The organism is Variovorax paradoxus (assembly GCF_009755665.1).
Lineage (GTDB): Bacteria > Pseudomonadota > Gammaproteobacteria > Burkholderiales > Burkholderiaceae_C > Variovorax > Variovorax paradoxus_G.
Genome location: NZ_CP046622.1, coordinates 964,581 through 982,557, shown reverse-complemented (window position 1 = coordinate 982,557; position 17,977 = coordinate 964,581). Strand labels below are relative to the sequence as shown.

Genomic DNA, 17,977 nt, shown 5'->3' with positions numbered 1-17,977 from the left:
CGCCGTGAGCACTCCCAATCCCCCTTCCCTGCAGCGCCCGGCCAACATCCTGGTCATCGACGACGAGCCCGACCTGCGCACGCTGTATGAGCTCACGCTGCTGCGCGAGGGCTACCGCGTGGAAGCCGCGGGCAGCGTTTCGGAAGCATGGGAGCACCTGGAGGCCGGCCAATTCGATGCTGTGATCACCGACATGCGCTTGCCGGACGGCCAGGGCATGGAAATCATCCATCGCATCCAGAAAGACCAACGCACCGAGCGCTGCGTCGTGATGACGGCCTACGGCTCGGCGGAAAACGCGGTCGAGGCGCTGAAAGCCGGCGCGTTCGATTACCTGACCAAGCCTGTCGACCTGAAGCAGTTCCGCGCCGTGGTTGCCTCCGCCGTGCAGGCGCAGCACGCCGCGCCCGCCAAGACCATGAAAGCGGCACCGGCGGCACAAGGCGAACGTGCCGGCGACACGCCCGGCGTGACAGGCAGCGGCATTGCGGCGCTCGAACGGCTGGTCGGCAACTCGGAGCCGATGCGCCTGGTCAAGTCGCGCATCGCCAAGGTGGCGCGCGGCATGGCGCCCGTGCTGGTGCGCGGCGAATCGGGCACCGGCAAGGAGCTGGTGGCGCGCGCCGTGCACGCCTGCAGCCAGCGCAGCGACGGCCCGTTCGTCGCGGTCAACTGCGGCGCCATTCCGGAGAACCTGCTCGAGGCCGAATTCTTCGGTGCGCGCAAGGGCTCGTACACCGGCTCGTCGCAAGACCGCGACGGCTACTTCCAGGCCGCACGGGGCGGCACGCTGTTCCTCGACGAAATCGGCGACCTGCCGCTGGCAATGCAGTCAAAGCTGCTGCGCGCGATCCAGGAGCGCAGCGTGCGCTCCATCGGCTCCACGCAGGAAGACGCGGTCGACGTGCGCGTCGTGAGTGCCACCCACAAGGACCTGCACGCCGAAGTCAACGCGGGCCGCTTTCGCCAGGACCTTTTCTACCGGCTCAACGTGATCGAGATCGCGGTGCCCGCGCTGCGCGACCGGCGCGAAGACCTGCCGGCCCTGTGCGCCGCGTTGCTCGCGCGCATTGCGCACGACGGCGGACTGCCGGTGCCGCATCTTTCCGCCGATCTGCTGCACCGGCTGGCGCAGCATCCGCTGCACGGCAATGTGCGCGAACTTGAAAACCTGCTGCACCGCGCCGTGGCCCTCAACGACGGCGACGAACTGCACCTGGACCTGATGGGAGGCGGACAGCCCGCCGTCGCGGGGCTTGCGGCTTCGGCGCCCTCATCCTCACCGCCGCCGGGGGACGGTGAACCGCTCGCCGTTGCGGCGCCCGCAGCCGCAGCTTTCGCCGAGCCCAAGACCGCACCGCCGCCCTTGCCATCCGACCTGCAGGCCTACCTCGACCAGCAGGAGCGCGAAATTCTGGTGCGCGCGCTGCATGAAAGCGGCTTCAATCGAACCGCGGCCGCCGCGCGGCTCGGCATGAGCCTGCGCCAGATCCGCTATCGCATCGCACGGCTGGGCATCACCACGCCCAACGGCGACGAAGGTACCGCGAGCAATGCCGACGATTGAAGCAGCAACGTCGAACGCGAGCGGCGACGACGGCCTCTGGCGCGCCGGCTGGTACCGCTTTGCAAAGGCGCTGCAATCGCCGAATTTCGGCCCGCGACCGGCAGGCGCGCAGACCGACCTGATCGTGCTGCATTCCATCAGCCTGCCGCCCGGCGAATATGGCGGCGATGCGGTGCAGCAGCTCTTCGCGAACCAGCTCGACTGGGACGCGCACCCTTACTTCCAATCCATTCGCGGCCTGCAGGTTTCCTCGCACTTCTATGTGCGGCGCAACGGCGAACTCTGGCAGTTCGTGAGCTGCGACGAGCGCGCCTGGCATGCCGGCGTGTCGTCCTGGCGTGGCCGCGAAAACTGCAACGACGATTCGATCGGCATCGAACTCGAGGGCCTGGAAGGCCAGCCCTTCGACGAGGCCCAATACGAAACGCTGGCCAGCCTTTGCGCGGCGATTGCGCAGCACTATGCCATCGCGTTCATCGCGGGCCATGAGCACATTGCGCCGGGCCGCAAACAGGATCCGGGCGCGGGCTTTGACTGGCAATTGCTGCGCGGCCAGCTCGGCTGGAGTCCGCGGATGTTTCCCGAACAGGTGCTGCCGCTCTAATTTTTTTAATCGCGCGGCGGCCTGCGATGTGCCGTTCTTGCGCCGCAGCAATCTCTAAAATCCAGAGTGCGCCTCCAGCAACCATGCGCCTTGCAGGCCCAAATCCGCTTGCAAGCCACAGCCTGCGCGGGTTGCGCGACCATAGGCCAGTATTCATGGGCATCGCTGGCCGAGTGCCGCGCCCAAACAAATACGCCACTGTGTTGAATATCTCAAAAAACACTACATCTAGTGGTTGTAGACGCTTCGCACCCTAGATATAGTGTCTTCCGTCCGGTCATCACGCACCGGCGCAATGCCCCGCCAACGCATTGCCACCCAACAAGAATTGCCACACCGAGAGGAAGCGAATGCAAACAGCCCTGAACACCCCATCGACCCCGCGCGCCGTTCCCTCGACGCCGCAGCAGCAGCAACGAGACACTGCCGGCTCGCCCACCGGCCAGAACCTCGCGCACTACCAGATCATCCGCCGCAATGGCGCCGTGGTTCCCTTCGAACCCAACAAGATCGCCATCGCGATGATGAAAGCCTTCCTGGCGGTGCACGGCACCCAGGGCGCGGCTTCGGCCAGCGTGCGCGAAACGGTCGACGCCCTCACGCAAGGCGTGATCCGCGCCATGGTTCGCTCGCGTCCGGGCGGCGGCACCTTCCATATCGAAGACGTGCAAGACCAGGTCGAACTCGGCCTGATGCGCGGCGGCCACCACGAAATCGCGCGCGCCTATGTGCTGTACCGCGAACGCCGCACGCAAGAGCGTTCCAAGCAAGGCACGCAGGAAACGCCGGCCGCGCCGCTGCTCCACGTGCTGGACCGCGGCGAGCGCGTGGCGCTCGACCTGAACGAACTCAAGGGCCTGATCGAATCGGCTTGCGAAGGCCTGGGCGACGGCATCAGTGCCGCGCCGATCGTCGCCGAGACGATGCGCAACCTGTACGACGGCGTGCCGCTCGACGAGGTGTACAAGGCCTCGATCCTGGCTGCCCGCACGCTCATCGAGAAAGACCCCGACTACACGTTCGCGACCGCCCGCCTGCTGCTGCACACGATCTTCAAGGAAATCATCGGCCGCGAAGTCATGCCCGCCGAGCGCGCGCAGACCTACGCCGACTACTTCCCGCAGTTCATCAAGAAGGGGGTCGAGAACGAGCTGCTCGACGAAAAGCTGCTGCAGTACGACCTGCCCCGCCTGGGCGCGGCGCTCAAGGCAGAGCGCGACAACCAGTTCGACTACCTCGGCCTGCAGACGCTGTACGACCGCTACTTCCTGCACGTGCGCAAGTCGCGCATCGAGCTGCCGCAGGCTTTCTTCATGCGCGTGGCGATGGGCCTCTCGCTCGGCGAAATCGACCGCGAAGCGCGCGCCATCGAGTTCTACGAAGTGCTGTCGTCGTTCGACTTCATGTCGAGCACGCCCACGCTCTTCAACGCCGGCACGCTGCGCTCGCAGCTGTCCAGCTGTTACCTGACCACCGTGCCCGACGACCTGGACGGCATCTACGAGTCGATCAAGGAAAACGCGCTGCTCTCCAAGTTTGCGGGTGGGCTGGGCAACGACTGGACCCGCGTGCGCGCACTGGGCAGCCACATCAAGGGCACCAACGGCGAATCGCAGGGCGTGGTGCCGTTCCTCAAGGTGGTGAACGACACCGCCGTGGCGGTGAACCAGGGCGGCAAGCGCAAGGGCGCGGTCTGCACGTACCTTGAAACCTGGCACCTCGACATCGAGGAGTTCCTGGAGCTGCGCAAGAACACCGGCGACGACCGCCGCCGCACGCACGACATGAACACGGCCAACTGGATTCCCGACCTCTTCATGCGCCGCGTGATGGAAAAGGGCACCTGGACGCTGTTCTCGCCGTCGAACGTGCCCGACCTGCACGACCTGTTCGGCGCCGAGTTCGAGAAGGCCTACGTCGCCTACGAAGAAAAAGCCGCGCGCGGCGAGATCAAGCCTGCCCGCACCATCCAGGCGTCGGACCTGTGGCGCAAGATGCTCACGATGCTGTTCGAGACCGGCCATCCCTGGATCACCTTCAAGGACGCCTGCAACGTGCGCTCGCCGCAGCAGCACGCCGGCGTGGTTCACTCGTCGAACCTGTGCACCGAAATCACGCTGAACACCAGCGACACCGAAACCGCCGTCTGCAACCTGGGTTCGGTGAACCTGCTGCAGCACCTGAAGGATGGCAAGGTCGACCAGGAAAAGCTCAAGCGCACGATCTCGACCGCGATGCGCATGCTCGACAACGTGATCGACATCAACTACTACGCCGTGAAGAAGGCGCGCGACTCGAACCTGCGCCACCGTCCGGTCGGCCTGGGCCTGATGGGCTTCCAGGACGCGCTGTACGAACTGCGTATTCCCTACGCCTCGCAGGAAGCCGTGCAGTTTGCCGACGAGTCGATGGAAGCCATCTGCTACCACGCGTACTGGGCCTCGACCGAGCTGGCCAAGGAACGCGGCAAGTACTCGAGCTACAAGGGCTCGCTGTGGGACAAGGGCATCCTGCCGATCGACACGCTCGACCTGCTTGAAAAAGCACGCGGCGGCTACGTCGAGGTCGACCGCTCGGCCACCCTCGACTGGGACGCGCTGCGCCAGAAGATCAAGGCCGACGGCATGCGCAACTCCAACTGCGTGGCCATCGCACCGACCGCGACCATCTCGAACATCATCGGCGTCGACGCTTCCATCGAGCCGTGCTTCGGCAACCTCTCGGTCAAGTCGAACCTGTCGGGCGAGTTCACCGTCATCAACCATTACCTGGTGCGCGACCTGAAGCGCCTGGGCCTGTGGGACGACGTGATGGTGATGGACCTGAAGCACTTCGACGGTTCGCTGCGTCCGATCGACCGCGTGCCGCAAGACGTGAAGGCGCTCTACGCCACCGCGTTCGAAGTGGAAACCACGTGGCTCGTCGAAGCCGCCGCACGCCGCCAGAAGTGGATCGACCAGGCACAGTCGCTCAACATCTACATGGCCGGCGCATCGGGCAAGAAGCTCGACGACACCTACAAGCTCGCATGGCTGCGCGGCCTGAAGACCACCTACTACCTGCGCACGCAGAGCGCGACGCACGCGGAGAAATCCACTGTGCAGTCGGGCCGTCTCAACGCGGTGTCGTCGGGCAGCGATGCACCTTCCGGCATGAGCGCACTCGACGCCGCGGCTGCCGCAGCGAAGGCGCAGATGAACGCGATTCCCGCAACCGACATCGCGTTCTGCGGCGTGGACGATCCGACTTGCGAAGCATGCCAATGACGCTTCAGTGAAGCGAGCGAGGTCCATGCACAACGCGCGAACCCTCAGTCGATCACGGCATTGACTGACATCGCGCGATGCATGAGAGCAACATAACAACCACATAAATGGAGCGCGACGTGAACGAGCACTTTGCAACTCACATCGTTGCTCCGATAATTGAGCATTGGATTTTTCTATGTTGACCTGGGACGAAGAAGTCAAGCCCTCCTTACCAAAGGATATGCAACAAGGATTGCAGCAACACCACGCATCGACCAGCGGCTTGCCCGCAGGCCGACCGGTGGACGCTCCGACTTCGTCGATTGCACAACCCACGGCCCCCGTCGCAGCGCAGCGCGTCAAGGCTTCCGACAAGCGCATCATCAACGGCCAGACCGACGTCAACCAGCTGGTGCCGTTCAAGTACAAGTGGGCTTGGGAAAAATACCTCGCCACTTGCGCCAACCACTGGATGCCGCAAGAAGTGAACATGACGCGCGACATCGCGTTGTGGAAAGACCCGAACGGCCTGACCGAAGACGAGCGCCGCATCGTCAAGCGCAACCTCGGCTTCTTCGTGACCGCCGACTCGCTGGCCGCCAACAACATCGTGCTGGGCACCTACCGCCACATCACGGCACCCGAATGCCGCCAGTTCCTGCTGCGCCAGGCTTTCGAGGAAGCGATCCACACGCACGCGTACCAGTACATCGTCGAGTCGCTCGGCCTGGACGAGAGCGAGATCTTCAACGCCTACAACGAAGTGCCGTCGATCCGCGAGAAGGACCAGTTCCTGATCCCGTTCATCGACGCCATCAGCGACCCCCACTTCAAGACCGGCACGCACGAAACCGACCAGACGCTGCTCAAGTCGCTGATCGTGTTCGCCTGCCTGATGGAAGGTCTGTTCTTCTACGTCGGCTTCACGCAGATTCTTGCGCTGGGCCGCCAGAACAAGATGACCGGCGCCGCCGAGCAGTACCAGTACATCCTGCGCGACGAGTCGATGCACTGCAATTTCGGCATCGACCTGATCAACCAGCTCAAGCTCGAGAACCCCGGCCTCTGGACCAACGAGTTCAAGGCCGAGATCAAGGCCCTCTTCATGAAGGCCGTCGAGCTCGAGTACAAATACGCCGAAGACACCATGCCGCGCGGTGTGCTCGGCATGAACGCCTCCATGTTCAAGGGCTACCTGCGCTACATTGCCAACCGGCGTGCACAGCAGATCGGCCTCGAAACGCTCTTCCCGAACGAGGAAAACCCGTTCCCCTGGATGAGCGAAATGATTGACCTGAAGAAAGAGCGCAATTTCTTCGAGACCCGCGTGATCGAGTACCAGTCGGGTGGCGCGCTCTCCTGGGATTGAATCTTTCCGATAAGAATTAATGAATTCAAGAATTGCCCTTGCCACCGATCGCGCCGAAGAGCGCGGCATGGATGAGGGCTCAGGTGTTCATGGTGCTGGAGCACAGATTCCAACGCCATGAATCGCTTTGCGCTACCAACGTGCGCGGAGTGCTTCAATAGGTTGATTTTTTCAACTTGATCAAGGAGAAATAGAAATGGCAACTGCAAAGAAAGCGCCGGCTAAGAAAGCCGCTGCAAAGAAGGCTCCGGCAAAGAAGGTCGCGGCCGCTAAGAAGGCTCCCGCCAAGAAGGTAGCTGCGAAGAAGGCTCCGGCCAAGAAGGTCGCAGCCAAGAAGGTAGCCGCCAAGAAGGCGCCTGCGAAGAAGGTAGCCGCCAAGAAGGCAGCTCCGGCAAAGAAGGCCGCTGCCAAGAAGGCTCCGGCGAAGAAGGCCGCAGCGAAGAAGGCTCCTGCCAAGAAGGCGGCGGCGAAGAAGGCTCCGGCGAAGAAGGCCGCTGCCAAGAAGGCCCCTGCGAAGAAGGCTGCCGCCAAGAAGGCTCCCGCCAAAAAGGCTGCGGCCAAGAAAGCCGCGAAAAAGCCCGCTGCCAAGCCTGCCGCTGCTGCCAAGAAGCCTGCTGCGAAGAAGGCCGCAAAGGCAGCACCTGCCGCAGCGCCTGCTCCTGCTGCGCAAACGACGCTGAACCCGCAGGCAGCTTGGCCGTTTCCGACGGCCAGCAAGCCCTGAGCTTCTCAGCGGCCTTGACGGCAAAAAGCCCGGCACCTCACGGTGTCGGGCTTTTTTTATGCGCGTCGCCCGCAAGGGCGAGCGAGCAAGCTGCGGCTCAGAGGCCCAGCGCCTTCTTGTCGATCTGATAGTTCTGAGGCCCGCGCTGCGCGATCTTGAGCGCACCGATGCGGTTGCCAAGTGCTGCGCATTGCGCGAGCGGCCATTCCTTCTCCAGTCCGAACAGCAGCGCGCCGCGCCATGCATCGCCGCAGCCGGTGGGTTCGACCACCGCGGTCGGCGTCACGCCCGGCACGTGCTCGCGCTCGCCATCTGTCCAGACTTCGCAGCCCTCGGCCGCCAGCGTGACCACCAGGCCGCGCACGCGCTTGGAGATTTCGGCCAGGCTCCAGCCGGTGCGCTGCGAAAGCATCTTGCCCTCGTAGTCGTTGACGACCACCCAGCTTGCCAGGTCGATGAAGTGCTTGAGCGCTTCGCCCTCGAACATCGGCAGGCCTTGGCCTGGATCGAACACGAACGGAATGCCTGCGGCGGCAAATTGCTCGGCATGCTGCAGCATCGCTTCGCGGCCGTCGGGTGCGATGATGCCGACGCGGATGTCTTCGCGGGCGGAGACCTTCGTGAGGTGCGCCTGCTGCATCGCACCGGGGTGGAACGCGGTGATCTGGTTGTTGTCGACGTCGTTCATGATCATCGCCTGCGCGGTAAACGTGTCGTCCAGCTGGCGCACGAACTCGGTGCTGATGCCCAACGTGCGCAGGCGCTCCAGGTAGTCGGCTCCGTCGCTTCCGAGCGTGGCCATCGGCAATGCCGTGCCGCCCAGCGCGTTGAGGCTGTATGCGATGTTGCCGGCACAACCGCCGAAGTCACGCCGCAGACCCGGCACCAGGAACGACACATTGAGAATGTGCAACTGGTCCGGAAGGATCTGGTCGGCAAACCGGCCCTCGAAAGTCATGATGGTGTCGAACGCGAGGGAACCGCAAATCACTGCTGCCATGGTGAGCCGTTGGTTGAAGGATGAATGGGTGAATGAACGAGGCGCGGGCGCGAACCCTGCCTAAGGATAGAACGCTTCCACGCGGTAGCCGGCAATGGGCGGCAGCGTCGCCGCTTCCGTTGCGAACAACGTGAGTGGCAGCGACGCCGCCTGGTCGGAGCGAGCCGCGAGCACCGCCGGCGCACCGTAGTCCGAAGCCGTGAGCACGCGGCGCACCACTGCCCGCTCCTGCGTGTCGAGCAGCGAAAGCTCGATGGCCGGCATGGCGAGCGGAACCGTGGCGCCATTGCGCAAGGTAAAGCTGAGCCGATAGTCGTTGTTGCCGGTCTTCTCGCGCGCGAAGGCGGCGCCCTCGATCACGATGTCGCCGATCTGGCGCAACGCCGTGAGCTCGCAGCCCGTCAACCGGCACATGGCGGCAAATGCCGGGCGCAGGTTCGGTTGACGTGCCACGATGCCGTCGCGCTCGTGATGCAAGACCTGCGCGACGAACAGCAGAACGGCCAGCACGGCGAAGAACCAAAGCGCAAACCGAATGGCGCCACGCTGCCAGAACCCCTCGGTGCCGCGGTCCGCCTTCTCGTCACCGGAGAAAGGAACCCTGTCCGAATCCTCCGCTTCATGAAGCGGCGCCGGAACCGGCAGCGGACCCGAATCGCCATCCTGCTCGCTGGCCTGCCTCACCATCGACGCCGGAGCCTTTGCGGCGGTGCGCTCGTCGCGCGCCTTGGCGCTCGCGATCTTGGCCGACTTGATGCGCGCCCGGCGCAGCGCCTTCTGCATCTGCACTTGGTCGCGGTCCTGCGCGGCTTCGTGCTTTTCGTCTTCGACGCTGGCCGATGCCGCCATTTCGCGAGCCTTGATGCGCAAGGCCGGCAAGGGAGGCGGCGGCGGTGGCGGCGGCGAAGGCGACGCCGCAAGATTCAGGTCGATGTTCGGAAACGGCGGCAGTGAGCTCGCCGGTGGCCGCCATTCCGGCTCGTTGGCTTCGAAGTCGGACCACAACTCGTCGGCAATGATTCCGTGCGCAGGCAACACGAAGGCAGTCGCGGACGGCGTGGCAGCTGCAGGGCTTGGCGCCGGCGCAGGCCGGGTCTCGGGAAGCGGTGCAGGCGGCAGAAGCTCGTCCGTCTCTGCAGGCGACGCCGAAGGGGCGGCGTCCGACGCTTCGTCATGCTCCGATTCGTCGTCGAAGAAATCCGCGTCGTCCGGGGCGCTCGAAGACTCCGGCACAGCCTGCTCGGCCGGTGAAGGATGCTGTTCGGACGGCCCGGGCTCCGCTTCGGTTTTGGCAGAAGGCTCCGGCGGAGGCGGGGTCGCCGGACCCGGGACACCGTCCGGCGACTCATGCAGATCGAGCGTGGCGTCGAACACATGGCTGCAGCGGCCGCAACGCACCCAGCCATCTGAGATGCGAAGCTGGTCGCGCACCACCTTGAAGGTGGTGGCACAGGCGGGGCAACGCGTGACAAGGCTCATGACCGGGCGATTGTAGGGTTGAGCCCCCGCCTCGCGAGCGGTGCGCGGCGGTGCGAAATCCCGGCCGCGCTGCTCAGCAGCGAGCCGTCATGAGAATCCAGCCGTCCTCGCTGTCGCTGACCTCGAGCGCGGCATAAGGCGCATAGGCCTGCTTCAGCTCGTCGGCCTGCCGCTCGAGAATGCCTGCGAGCACCAGCGATCCGCCCGGCGCCACGTGGCTGCGCAGCAAGGGCGCAAGCACCTTGAGCGGCGTCGCGAGGATGTTGGCCAGTACCGTGTCGTAGCTGCCTTTCGCCGCTTCCGGCAGGCCGGCATTCAGGCGCACACCATTGGCTTCGGCATTGAGGCGCGTCGACGAAACGGCGGCCTCGTCGATGTCCACGGCGTCGATATCGAGCGCGCCGAACTTGGCCGCGCCAATGGCAAGAATGCCGGAGCCGCAGCCGTAGTCGAGCACGCGCTGGTTTCTGAATGCACCCTCGCCCTGCTTCGCAATCCAGCGCAGGCACATGCGGGTGGTGGGATGCGTGCCGGTGCCGAAGGCAAGCCCCGGGTCCAGCCTGATCAACTGCCTGGCTTGCTCGGGCGGCTCATGCCACGTGGGCACGATCCAGAACTCGGGCGTGATCTCGACCGGCGCGAATTGCGACTGCGTGAGCCGCACCCAGTCTTGATCGGGCACCGGCGCCACGCCGAGCACCTCGCAACCTTCGAAGAAGTCTTGCAGCGCGAGCACCGATGCGGCCTCGTTTGCGAGTGCTTCGTCGGCAAACAGCGCAATGACGCGCGACCGCTGCCAGCCCTCCTTGGGCGGCGGCATGCCGGGCTCGCCGAACAGCGCCTGCTCGGCATCGGTCTGCGCATCGGCGTCTTCCACCGAAACGCTCAGCGCATCGAGTGCGTCGAGCGCATCACTGAGCATTTCGACCCGGTCTTCCGGCGCCATCAGGCGAAGTTCAAACATGGTGGCGTCCGGTGCTCTCTGTTCAGCGCTTGTGGGCAGCGAGCCACTCTTCCAGGTAGTGGATGTTGGTGCCGCCGCTCATGAACTTGGCGTCGACCATCAGTTCGCGGTGAAGCGGAATGTTGGTCTGGATGCCTTCGATCACGGTTTCGTTCAGCGCCGTGCGCATGCGCGCCATGGCCTGCTCGCGCGTGTCGCCATACACAATGATCTTGCCGATCATCGAGTCGTAGTTAGGCGGCACGAAGTAGTTGGTGTACGCATGCGAATCGACGCGCACCCCGGGGCCGCCCGGCGGGTGCCACATGGTGATGCGGCCCGGCGACGGCGTGAACTTCCAGGCGTCTTCGGCGTTGATGCGGCACTCGATGGCGTGGCCGCGCATTTCGATCTGGCGCTGCGTGAACGGGAGCTTTTCGCCCGCCGCCACCATGATCTGCGTCTTCACGATGTCGATGCCTGTGGTGAACTCGGTCACCGGGTGCTCCACCTGCACGCGCGTGTTCATCTCGATGAAATAGAACTCGCCGTTTTCATACAGGAACTCGAAGGTACCCGCGCCGCGGTAGCCGATTTTCTTGCAGGCCGCGGCGCAACGCTCGCCGATCTTCTCGATCAGCTTGCGCGGAATGCCGGGGGCCGGCGATTCCTCGATCACCTTCTGGTGGCGCCGCTGCATGGAGCAGTCGCGCTCGCCCAGGTAGACCGCGTTCTTGTGCTTGTCGGCCAGGATCTGGATTTCAACGTGGCGCGGGTTCTGGAGAAACTTCTCCATGTACACGGCCGGATTGTTGAACGCAGCGCCGGCTTCCGCCTTGGTCATCTGGATCGCGTTGACCAGTGCCGCTTCGGTGTGCACCACGCGCATGCCGCGGCCACCGCCGCCGCCGGCGGCCTTGATGATGACCGGGTAGCCGATGGCGCGCGCAATGCGCTTGTTGGTGGCGGCGTCGTCGGAGAGCTCGCCCTCGGAGCCGGGCACGCAAGGCACGCCGGCCTTGATCATGGCCTGCTTGGCCGAGACCTTGTCACCCATCGTGCGGATGTTGTCGGGCGTCGGGCCGATGAACTGGAACCCGCTTTGCTCCACGCGCTCGGCGAAGTTGGCGTTTTCGCTCAGGAAACCGTAGCCGGGATGGATGGCTTCGGCGTCGGTGACCTCGGCCGCCGAAATGATCGCCGGCATGTTGAGATAGCTCAGCGACGACGGTGCCGGGCCGATGCACACGGCCTCCTGCGCGAGCTTGACGTACTTTGCGTCCCGGTCCGCTTCGGAATAGACCATCACGGCCTTGATGCCGAGCTCGCTGCAGGCGCGCTGGATCCGGAGGGCAATTTCCCCCCGGTTTGCAACCAGGATCTTCTTGAACATGGTCACTCGATGATGAACAGCGGCTGGCCGTATTCGACTGCCTGACCGTTTTCGCCGAGGATCTGAGTGATCGTGCCGGACTTGTCCGCTTCGATTTCGTTGAGGATCTTCATCGCTTCGATGATGCAGACGGTGTCGCCCTCGTTGACCTTGCTGCCGACTTCGACAAAGGCCGGTGCGCCAGGGCTGGACGAACGATAGAAGGTGCCGACCATCGGCGACTTGACTGCGTGCCCGGTGGGGGCGGCTTCGGCTGCCGGCGCGGCAGCAGCAAGCGCGGGCGCCGCAGGCGCACCGGCGGCGGGAGCAGCGGCAGGAGCCGCCACGGTCTGAACATATTGCACCGGGGCAGCGCCGCCGCCCTTGACGATGCGAACCTTGCCTTCGGTTTCGGTGATTTCCAGTTCGGAAATATTGGATTCAGACACCAGGTCGATCAGTGTCTTGAGTTTGCGCAGATCCATGAGGCTCCAGTGCCGACTTTGCCGGTCATTAGGATGTAACTTGGCCAAAAATCGTCGATCTTTAGCGATTGGCGGCGAATGCCGAGGTGTATCTGATTCTAACCGTGAACGAGTTCACGTCGCCAAGTGTCCAGATCGGTGGGCTCGAGCTTGCCCATTTTACGAGCCGCCACGGTCCCCGCGCCCGTAAGAACCAATGTGAACGGCAGCCCGCCAGCCGTGTTGCCAAGGCTTTTTACCAGTTCAGTGCCCTGCAAACCGGCTAGTCCGAGAGGATAGCCGACCGGCGTCTTCTGGAGGAATTTGCGGACGGCGCTCGGCTGATCGATGGCCAACCCAACAACTTGCCAGCCGTTGCCGCCATTTTCGCGAAAGAAGCGATCGATCATTGGCATTTCTTCCACGCACGGCGGACACCACGTGGCCCAGAAATTCAGCAGCAGCGGTTTGCCGCGCAGTTTGGAAAAAACCAGTTCACCGCCCTCCGGACGGTCGAAGCGCTGCTGCCAGAACGCCGCGTCCAGCACTTCGCCTTTGGTGCTGCCGCCGCGCTCACGCCACCACGCGCCGCCCAGGCCTGCCGCGGCGGCCGCGACTGCCACGCCGCCATACATGAAGCGGCGCCTTGCGGGCGAAGAAGTCATTCACTTGTCCTTTTCTCTTTCAATCAGCCGGCGCAGCGCGGCCAGGTCGCCGCGCGGGGTACGCCCCTGGGCGTCGGGCCGGAGCGCCCCACGCAGGTCGTCGAGGTCGTAGACCAGCAGGTGGACCCCGATTTCCTCGCCCAGCGCCCGGCTCGCGGCATGCACGCTCAAGGCCTCGACCTGCTCACCGTGAAACCCGGTGACCATTCGCGGCTCGTAGTCCACGTGATGGTCGATGAGGGCAATTTCGGCCGACTTGGAATCATCGCAGAACAATTGAATATAAATGTCTGACAGCCGCGTGGCCGTGCCGTGCCAGACAGCTCCCCCGATGTGCGGCCGGAACGCCGCCATGCGCTCCATCCATTCGAGCGCGAGCAGCCGCAAGGCATGCAGTTCCTGCGGCTGGGTGTCGGCGCAATAAAGCGCAATGTAGTCGCGCACTTCGGCCTCGACCTCGTCGTTGTTCGGCAGCGCCGTGCGCGACGACAGGCCAAGATCTCGCACTGCCCGGCGCTTGGCCGGGCCGTACTCCAGCCCCTCCTCGACAACGAGGCGGGCTGCGGTGGCGGCGATCTCACGCTTGGTGGTCGTGTCCATCGGAACATTTTGCCCGCACTACGCCGCCCTCACACCAAACATCAGTACAAAGGACAAGGCTGCGGCGCGGCCGCGGCATGCCGCCTCCCTAGAATCGCCCGATGCACATTCATATTCTTGGCATCTGCGGCACGTTCATGGGCGGATTGGCCGCCTTGGCGCGCGAAGCGGGCCACCGGGTCACGGGCTGCGATGCCGGCGTGTACCCGCCCATGAGCGACCAGCTCCGGTCGCTCGGCATCGACCTGATCGAAGGCTTCGGCGCCGACCAATTGGCACTTTCACCCGACATGTTCGTGGTCGGCAATGTGGTTTCGCGGGCCCGGCTGCCCGACGGCAACCCCAAGTTTCCGCTGATGGAAGCCATCCTCGATGCCGGCAAGCCCTACACCAGCGGCCCGCAGTGGCTGGCTGAGCACGTGCTGCTGGGCCGTCACGTGCTTGCCGTGGCCGGAACCCACGGAAAGACCACCACGACGTCGATGCTCGCATGGGTGCTGGAGCAAGGCGGCAAGGCGCCGGGTTTTCTGGTGGGCGGCGTTCCGCTGGACTTTGGCGTGTCTGCGCGGCTTGGCGACGGCCCGGCATTCGTCATCGAGGCGGACGAGTACGACACCGCCTTTTTCGACAAGCGCAGCAAGTTCGTGCACTACCGCCCGCGCACAGCGATTCTCAACAACCTGGAATTCGACCACGCGGACATCTTCGATGACCTCGCCGCCATCGAACGGCAGTTTCATCACCTCGTTCGCACGGTGCCCGGCAGCGGGCGCCTGGTGGTGAATGCCACCGAAGAGAGCTTGGAGCGCGTGCTGGGCCAAGGCTGCTGGAGCGGGCTCGCCCGCTTTGGCGCTGGCGGGGAATGGCAGGCGCGCGGCACGCACGACGCGTTCGACGTGCTGTACCGTGGCGAGGCCGTGGGCCGCGTTGAATGGGAGCTCTCGGGCCTGCACAACCAGATGAACGCACTGGCCGCCATTGCCGCAGCCGAGCATGTGGGCGTTGCACCGGCCGATGCGGCCAAGGCACTCGGCAGCTTCCGCAACGTACGGCGACGCATGGAGTTGCGCGGCACGGTCGAGCGCAGCGGAGGCGCAATCACCGTCTACGACGATTTCGCGCACCACCCGACCGCCATTCGCACCACGCTCGACGGGCTGCGCAAGAAGCTGGACGATGCCGGCAAGCAAGGCGAGCGCATCCTCGCGGCCTTCGAACCGCGCAGCAACACCATGAAGCTCGGCGTGATGGCGGCGCAGTTGCCGTGGAGCCTGGAAGCGGCCGACCTGTCTTTCTGCCATACCGCCGGGCTCGACTGGGACGCCGCCGCGGCCTTGGCCCCGATGGGCGACCGCGCGCAAGTGGCCGGCGCCGTCGAGCCGCTGGTCGCGCAGATCGTTGCCGCGGCCCGTCCCGGCGATCACATCGTCTGCATGAGCAACGGTGGCTTCGGCGGCGTGCACGACAAGCTGCTTGCGGCCCTCCGTAGCGCGGCGGCCCCATGACCGCCATGCGCGCCCGCGAGCTGATCGAGAGCCTGAAGCTGCAGCCCCACCCCGAGGGCGGCTGGTACAGCGAGGTGTTCCGTTCGGCCGCGAGCGTGGTTCCCACGGACGGCCGCGCACCGCGCAGCGCACTCACCAGCATCTACTTTCTGCTGGAGGCCGGCCAGCATTCACGCTGGCACCGGGTGCTTTCGGATGAGGTCTGGGTTCACCTGGAGGGCGTGCCGCTGGCCCTGTGGACGTGCGATGCCGCCATGCGAACCGCACCGGCGCACGTGCGGCTGGGACCGGTCGATGCACACGGAACGCGCCCCCAGCACGTGGTGCCGGCCGGCCAGTGGCAGGCTGCCCGGCCGATCCAGGGCCACGCGAGTGGCGACTACACGCTGGTCGCCTGCATGGTCGGCCCGGGCTTCGACTTCGCAGACTTTTCCCTGGTGCCGCCCGAAAGCGACGAAGCCACCGCCATGCGGCACCACTGGCCCGAACTGGCCGGGATGCTCTGATCCGGTCAGCGCGGTTTATCCCCGGCGCTGCTTGACGGCCTGCGACAGCACGTCGAGCACCTGCACCGAATCGTCCCAACCCAGGCAGGCGTCGGTGATGCTCTTGCCGTATTCGAGGCCCGCGATCTGGTCCTTGCCCGGCGTGAACTTCTGGGCACCCGCTTGCAGGTGGCTCTCGACCATCACGCCGAACACGCGGTTCGATCCGCCCGCGATCTGATTGGCAATGTCCTTCGCCACGTCGATCTGCTTCTGGTGCTGCTTGGAACTGTTGGCATGGCTGCAGTCGACCATCAGCGTGGGCGGCAGCTTGGCGGCTTCGAGGTCCTTGCAGGCGGCCTCGACGCTCGCTGCATCGTAGTTGGGCGCCTTGCCGCCGCGAAGGATCACGTGGCAGTCGCGGTTGCCGTTGGTCTGCACGATGGCCACCTGGCCGTTCTTGTGCACCGACAGAAAGTGATGGCCGCGCGCCGCCGCCTGGATGGCATCGGTGGCGATGCGGATGTTGCCGTCCGTGCCGTTCTTGAAGCCGATCGGCGCGGAAAGCCCCGAGGCCAGTTCGCGGTGCACCTGGCTTTCGGTGGTGCGCGCACCGATGGCGCCCCAGGCGATCAAGTCGCCGATGTATTGCGGCGAGATCACGTCGAGGAACTCGCTGCCTGCGGGCAGGCCGAGCCGGTTGATGTCGATGAGCAGCTGGCGCGCAATGCGCAAGCCCTCGTCGATGCGGTAGCTTTCGTCCAGGTACGGATCGTTGATGAGGCCCTTCCAGCCCACCGTGGTGCGCGGCTTCTCGAAGTACACGCGCATCACGATCTCCAGCGTGCCGGCGTACTTTTCGCGCTCCACCTTCAGGCGGCGGGCGTAGTCGAGCGCGGCGGCCGGGTCGTGAATGGAACACGGCCCCATGATCACCAGCAGCCGGTCGTCTTTGCCGGCCATGATGTTGTGGATGTTGCGGCGGGTGCCCTCGATCAGCGTTTCGACCGGCGTGCCGCGAATCGGGAAGAAGCGGATCAGATGTTCGGGAGGGGGCAGCACGTTGATGTCCTTGATGCGTTCGTCGTCGGTCTTGCTGGTTTTTTCGACGCTCGCATACCAGCTGTCGCTGGCGGGGGCAGTGTTCGTGCTCATGGTGCTTTTCCTTGTTGGAGTGAAATCGTCAGGGCATAAAAAAACCGCCGGGGGCTCTGGGCCACCGGCGGTTCTGGGAGGGTGTTCGTTTGCTTTACGCGCTCGCCTCTCGTCCGCCGGAAACCGGGAACCAAAAGTAGGCAAAGAAATAAGCGCGGAGGGCGGACATGTGGGCGAAATGTAGCACGGAAAACAAGAAGCCGGGCAAAAGCCCGGCTCCGAACGGCTTAGCGGTAGCCCGATTCGTTGGGGTTGTGGATGATCCAGATCAGGTTGCCGCCCGAGTAGTCGCCCATGCCGCCACCCGCAAAAACCAGGCGCCCCTGGCCCTTGTAGGTCATCTCGTAACGGTGGCGGTCGCTGCCGAAGTAGAACGGAATGAAGGCCTTGCCCGTGACGTAGGCGCCCTGGTCTGTCGGTTGGCCGGCCAGGTCGGTCACCTGCTTGGCGCTCATGCCGATCTGCAGGCGCGAGAACTTGCTGTTGCGCGCGGGAACGCCCGTGATTTCGCCTTCGTAGCCATTCAGGCCCTTGACGGTACGGCCGCTGCCGGCTTCGACCTTGGACGAATCAATGACGTTGCCCTTGGCGTCCATGCCGGCCTTTGCGCCGCCGCGCGCGGGAGCGGCGGGTGCACTGGCAGCGGCTGCCGAGGCCGCGGGCTGGCTGCTGTCGCCCGCACCGCCGCGCGAGGCGCAACCTGCGGTCGCGAGCGCCACTGCGGCAGTTGCAGCCCACAGGGCCGCGGACGAATTGATCCTGATCCTCATCGAATGCTCCTCTTTTTGAAAAATAAG

General features: G+C 64.8%; 16 protein-coding genes. 7 read left to right on the top strand and 9 right to left on the bottom strand.

All coding sequences use genetic code 11. The annotated features are described in order from the left end of the window. Window positions 1-4 precede the first annotated feature (4 nt). From GOQ09_RS04535 to GOQ09_RS04515, 5 genes are all read left to right on the top strand, one after another. A complete protein-coding gene (locus GOQ09_RS04535; RefSeq protein ID WP_431769297.1) occupies window positions 5-1,567 on the top strand; it encodes a sigma-54-dependent transcriptional regulator in 1,563 nt (520 codons plus the stop codon). Next, entirely contained in the window at window positions 1,554-2,171 is a 618-nt protein-coding gene (gene ampD / locus GOQ09_RS04530; protein WP_157612071.1) for a 1,6-anhydro-N-acetylmuramyl-L-alanine amidase AmpD, read from the top strand. The genes GOQ09_RS04535 and ampD overlap by 14 nt, the downstream gene beginning before the upstream one ends. A gap of 350 nt (window positions 2,172-2,521) precedes the next feature. Next, window positions 2,522-5,437: a ribonucleoside-diphosphate reductase subunit alpha gene (locus GOQ09_RS04525; RefSeq protein WP_157612070.1), complete on the top strand. Its 2,916-nt coding sequence runs from the start codon at window positions 2,522-2,524 to the stop codon at window positions 5,435-5,437. Window positions 5,438-5,615: 178 nt separating this feature from the next. Next, window positions 5,616-6,788, top strand: a complete 1,173-nt coding sequence (locus tag GOQ09_RS04520) for a ribonucleotide-diphosphate reductase subunit beta (RefSeq protein WP_126747956.1) — start codon at window positions 5,616-5,618, stop codon at window positions 6,786-6,788. A gap of 196 nt (window positions 6,789-6,984) precedes the next feature. Continuing rightward, window positions 6,985-7,512: a histone H1-like DNA-binding protein gene (locus GOQ09_RS04515; protein WP_055801757.1), complete on the top strand. Its 528-nt coding sequence runs from the start codon at window positions 6,985-6,987 to the stop codon at window positions 7,510-7,512. Between the two features lie 97 nt (window positions 7,513-7,609). Here the strand turns inward: GOQ09_RS04515 and GOQ09_RS04510 are convergent, their stop codons facing one another. The 7 genes from GOQ09_RS04510 to GOQ09_RS04480 form a co-directional block, all read right to left on the bottom strand. Further along, window positions 7,610-8,512 carry a carbohydrate kinase family protein gene (locus GOQ09_RS04510; protein WP_157612069.1) on the bottom strand — a complete coding sequence of 301 codons (903 nt, stop codon included), beginning with the start codon at window positions 8,510-8,512 and terminating at the stop codon, window positions 7,610-7,612. Window positions 8,513-8,572: 60 nt separating this feature from the next. Further along, complete coding sequence (locus tag GOQ09_RS04505) at window positions 8,573-9,991, bottom strand: zinc-ribbon and DUF3426 domain-containing protein (protein WP_157612068.1); 1,419 nt, start codon at window positions 9,989-9,991, stop codon at window positions 8,573-8,575. 73 nt (window positions 9,992-10,064) lie between these two features. Next, on the bottom strand, window positions 10,065-10,955 hold the full coding sequence (prmA, locus tag GOQ09_RS04500) for a 50S ribosomal protein L11 methyltransferase (RefSeq protein WP_157612067.1): 891 nt from the start codon (window positions 10,953-10,955) through the stop codon (window positions 10,065-10,067). A gap of 22 nt (window positions 10,956-10,977) precedes the next feature. Beyond that, window positions 10,978-12,327 carry an acetyl-CoA carboxylase biotin carboxylase subunit gene (gene accC, locus GOQ09_RS04495; RefSeq protein ID WP_126747952.1) on the bottom strand — a complete coding sequence of 450 codons (1,350 nt, stop codon included), beginning with the start codon at window positions 12,325-12,327 and terminating at the stop codon, window positions 10,978-10,980. A gap of 2 nt (window positions 12,328-12,329) precedes the next feature. Beyond that, window positions 12,330-12,791 (bottom strand): acetyl-CoA carboxylase biotin carboxyl carrier protein, encoded by a 462-nt coding sequence (gene accB, locus GOQ09_RS04490; protein ID WP_157616584.1) that lies wholly within the window; start codon window positions 12,789-12,791, stop codon window positions 12,330-12,332. Between the two features lie 98 nt (window positions 12,792-12,889). Then, window positions 12,890-13,435: a TlpA family protein disulfide reductase gene (locus tag GOQ09_RS04485; RefSeq protein WP_157612066.1), complete on the bottom strand. Its 546-nt coding sequence runs from the start codon at window positions 13,433-13,435 to the stop codon at window positions 12,890-12,892. After that, window positions 13,436-14,035: a hypothetical protein gene (locus tag GOQ09_RS04480; RefSeq protein WP_157612065.1), complete on the bottom strand. Its 600-nt coding sequence runs from the start codon at window positions 14,033-14,035 to the stop codon at window positions 13,436-13,438. Between the two features lie 101 nt (window positions 14,036-14,136). Here GOQ09_RS04480 and mpl point away from each other — a divergent pair, with 101 nt between their 5' ends. After that, window positions 14,137-15,540 (top strand): UDP-N-acetylmuramate:L-alanyl-gamma-D-glutamyl-meso-diaminopimelate ligase, encoded by a 1,404-nt coding sequence (gene mpl, locus GOQ09_RS04475; protein WP_157612064.1) that lies wholly within the window; start codon window positions 14,137-14,139, stop codon window positions 15,538-15,540. Next, the gene (locus GOQ09_RS04470) at window positions 15,537-16,046 is read left to right on the top strand and encodes a cupin domain-containing protein (protein ID WP_157612063.1); all 510 of its coding nucleotides are present in this window, start codon (window positions 15,537-15,539) and stop codon (window positions 16,044-16,046) included. The genes mpl and GOQ09_RS04470 overlap by 4 nt, the downstream gene beginning before the upstream one ends. A 15-nt stretch (window positions 16,047-16,061) precedes the next feature. Here the strand turns inward: GOQ09_RS04470 and GOQ09_RS04465 are convergent, their stop codons facing one another. Both GOQ09_RS04465 and GOQ09_RS04460 read right to left on the bottom strand, forming a co-directional pair. After that, on the bottom strand, window positions 16,062-17,180 hold the full coding sequence (locus GOQ09_RS04465; protein WP_157612062.1) for a 3-deoxy-7-phosphoheptulonate synthase: 1,119 nt from the start codon (window positions 17,178-17,180) through the stop codon (window positions 16,062-16,064). Window positions 17,181-17,407: 227 nt separating this feature from the next. Then, entirely contained in the window at window positions 17,408-17,950 is a 543-nt protein-coding gene (locus tag GOQ09_RS04460) for a hypothetical protein (protein WP_157612061.1), read from the bottom strand. Window positions 17,951-17,977: the final 27 nt, after the last annotated feature.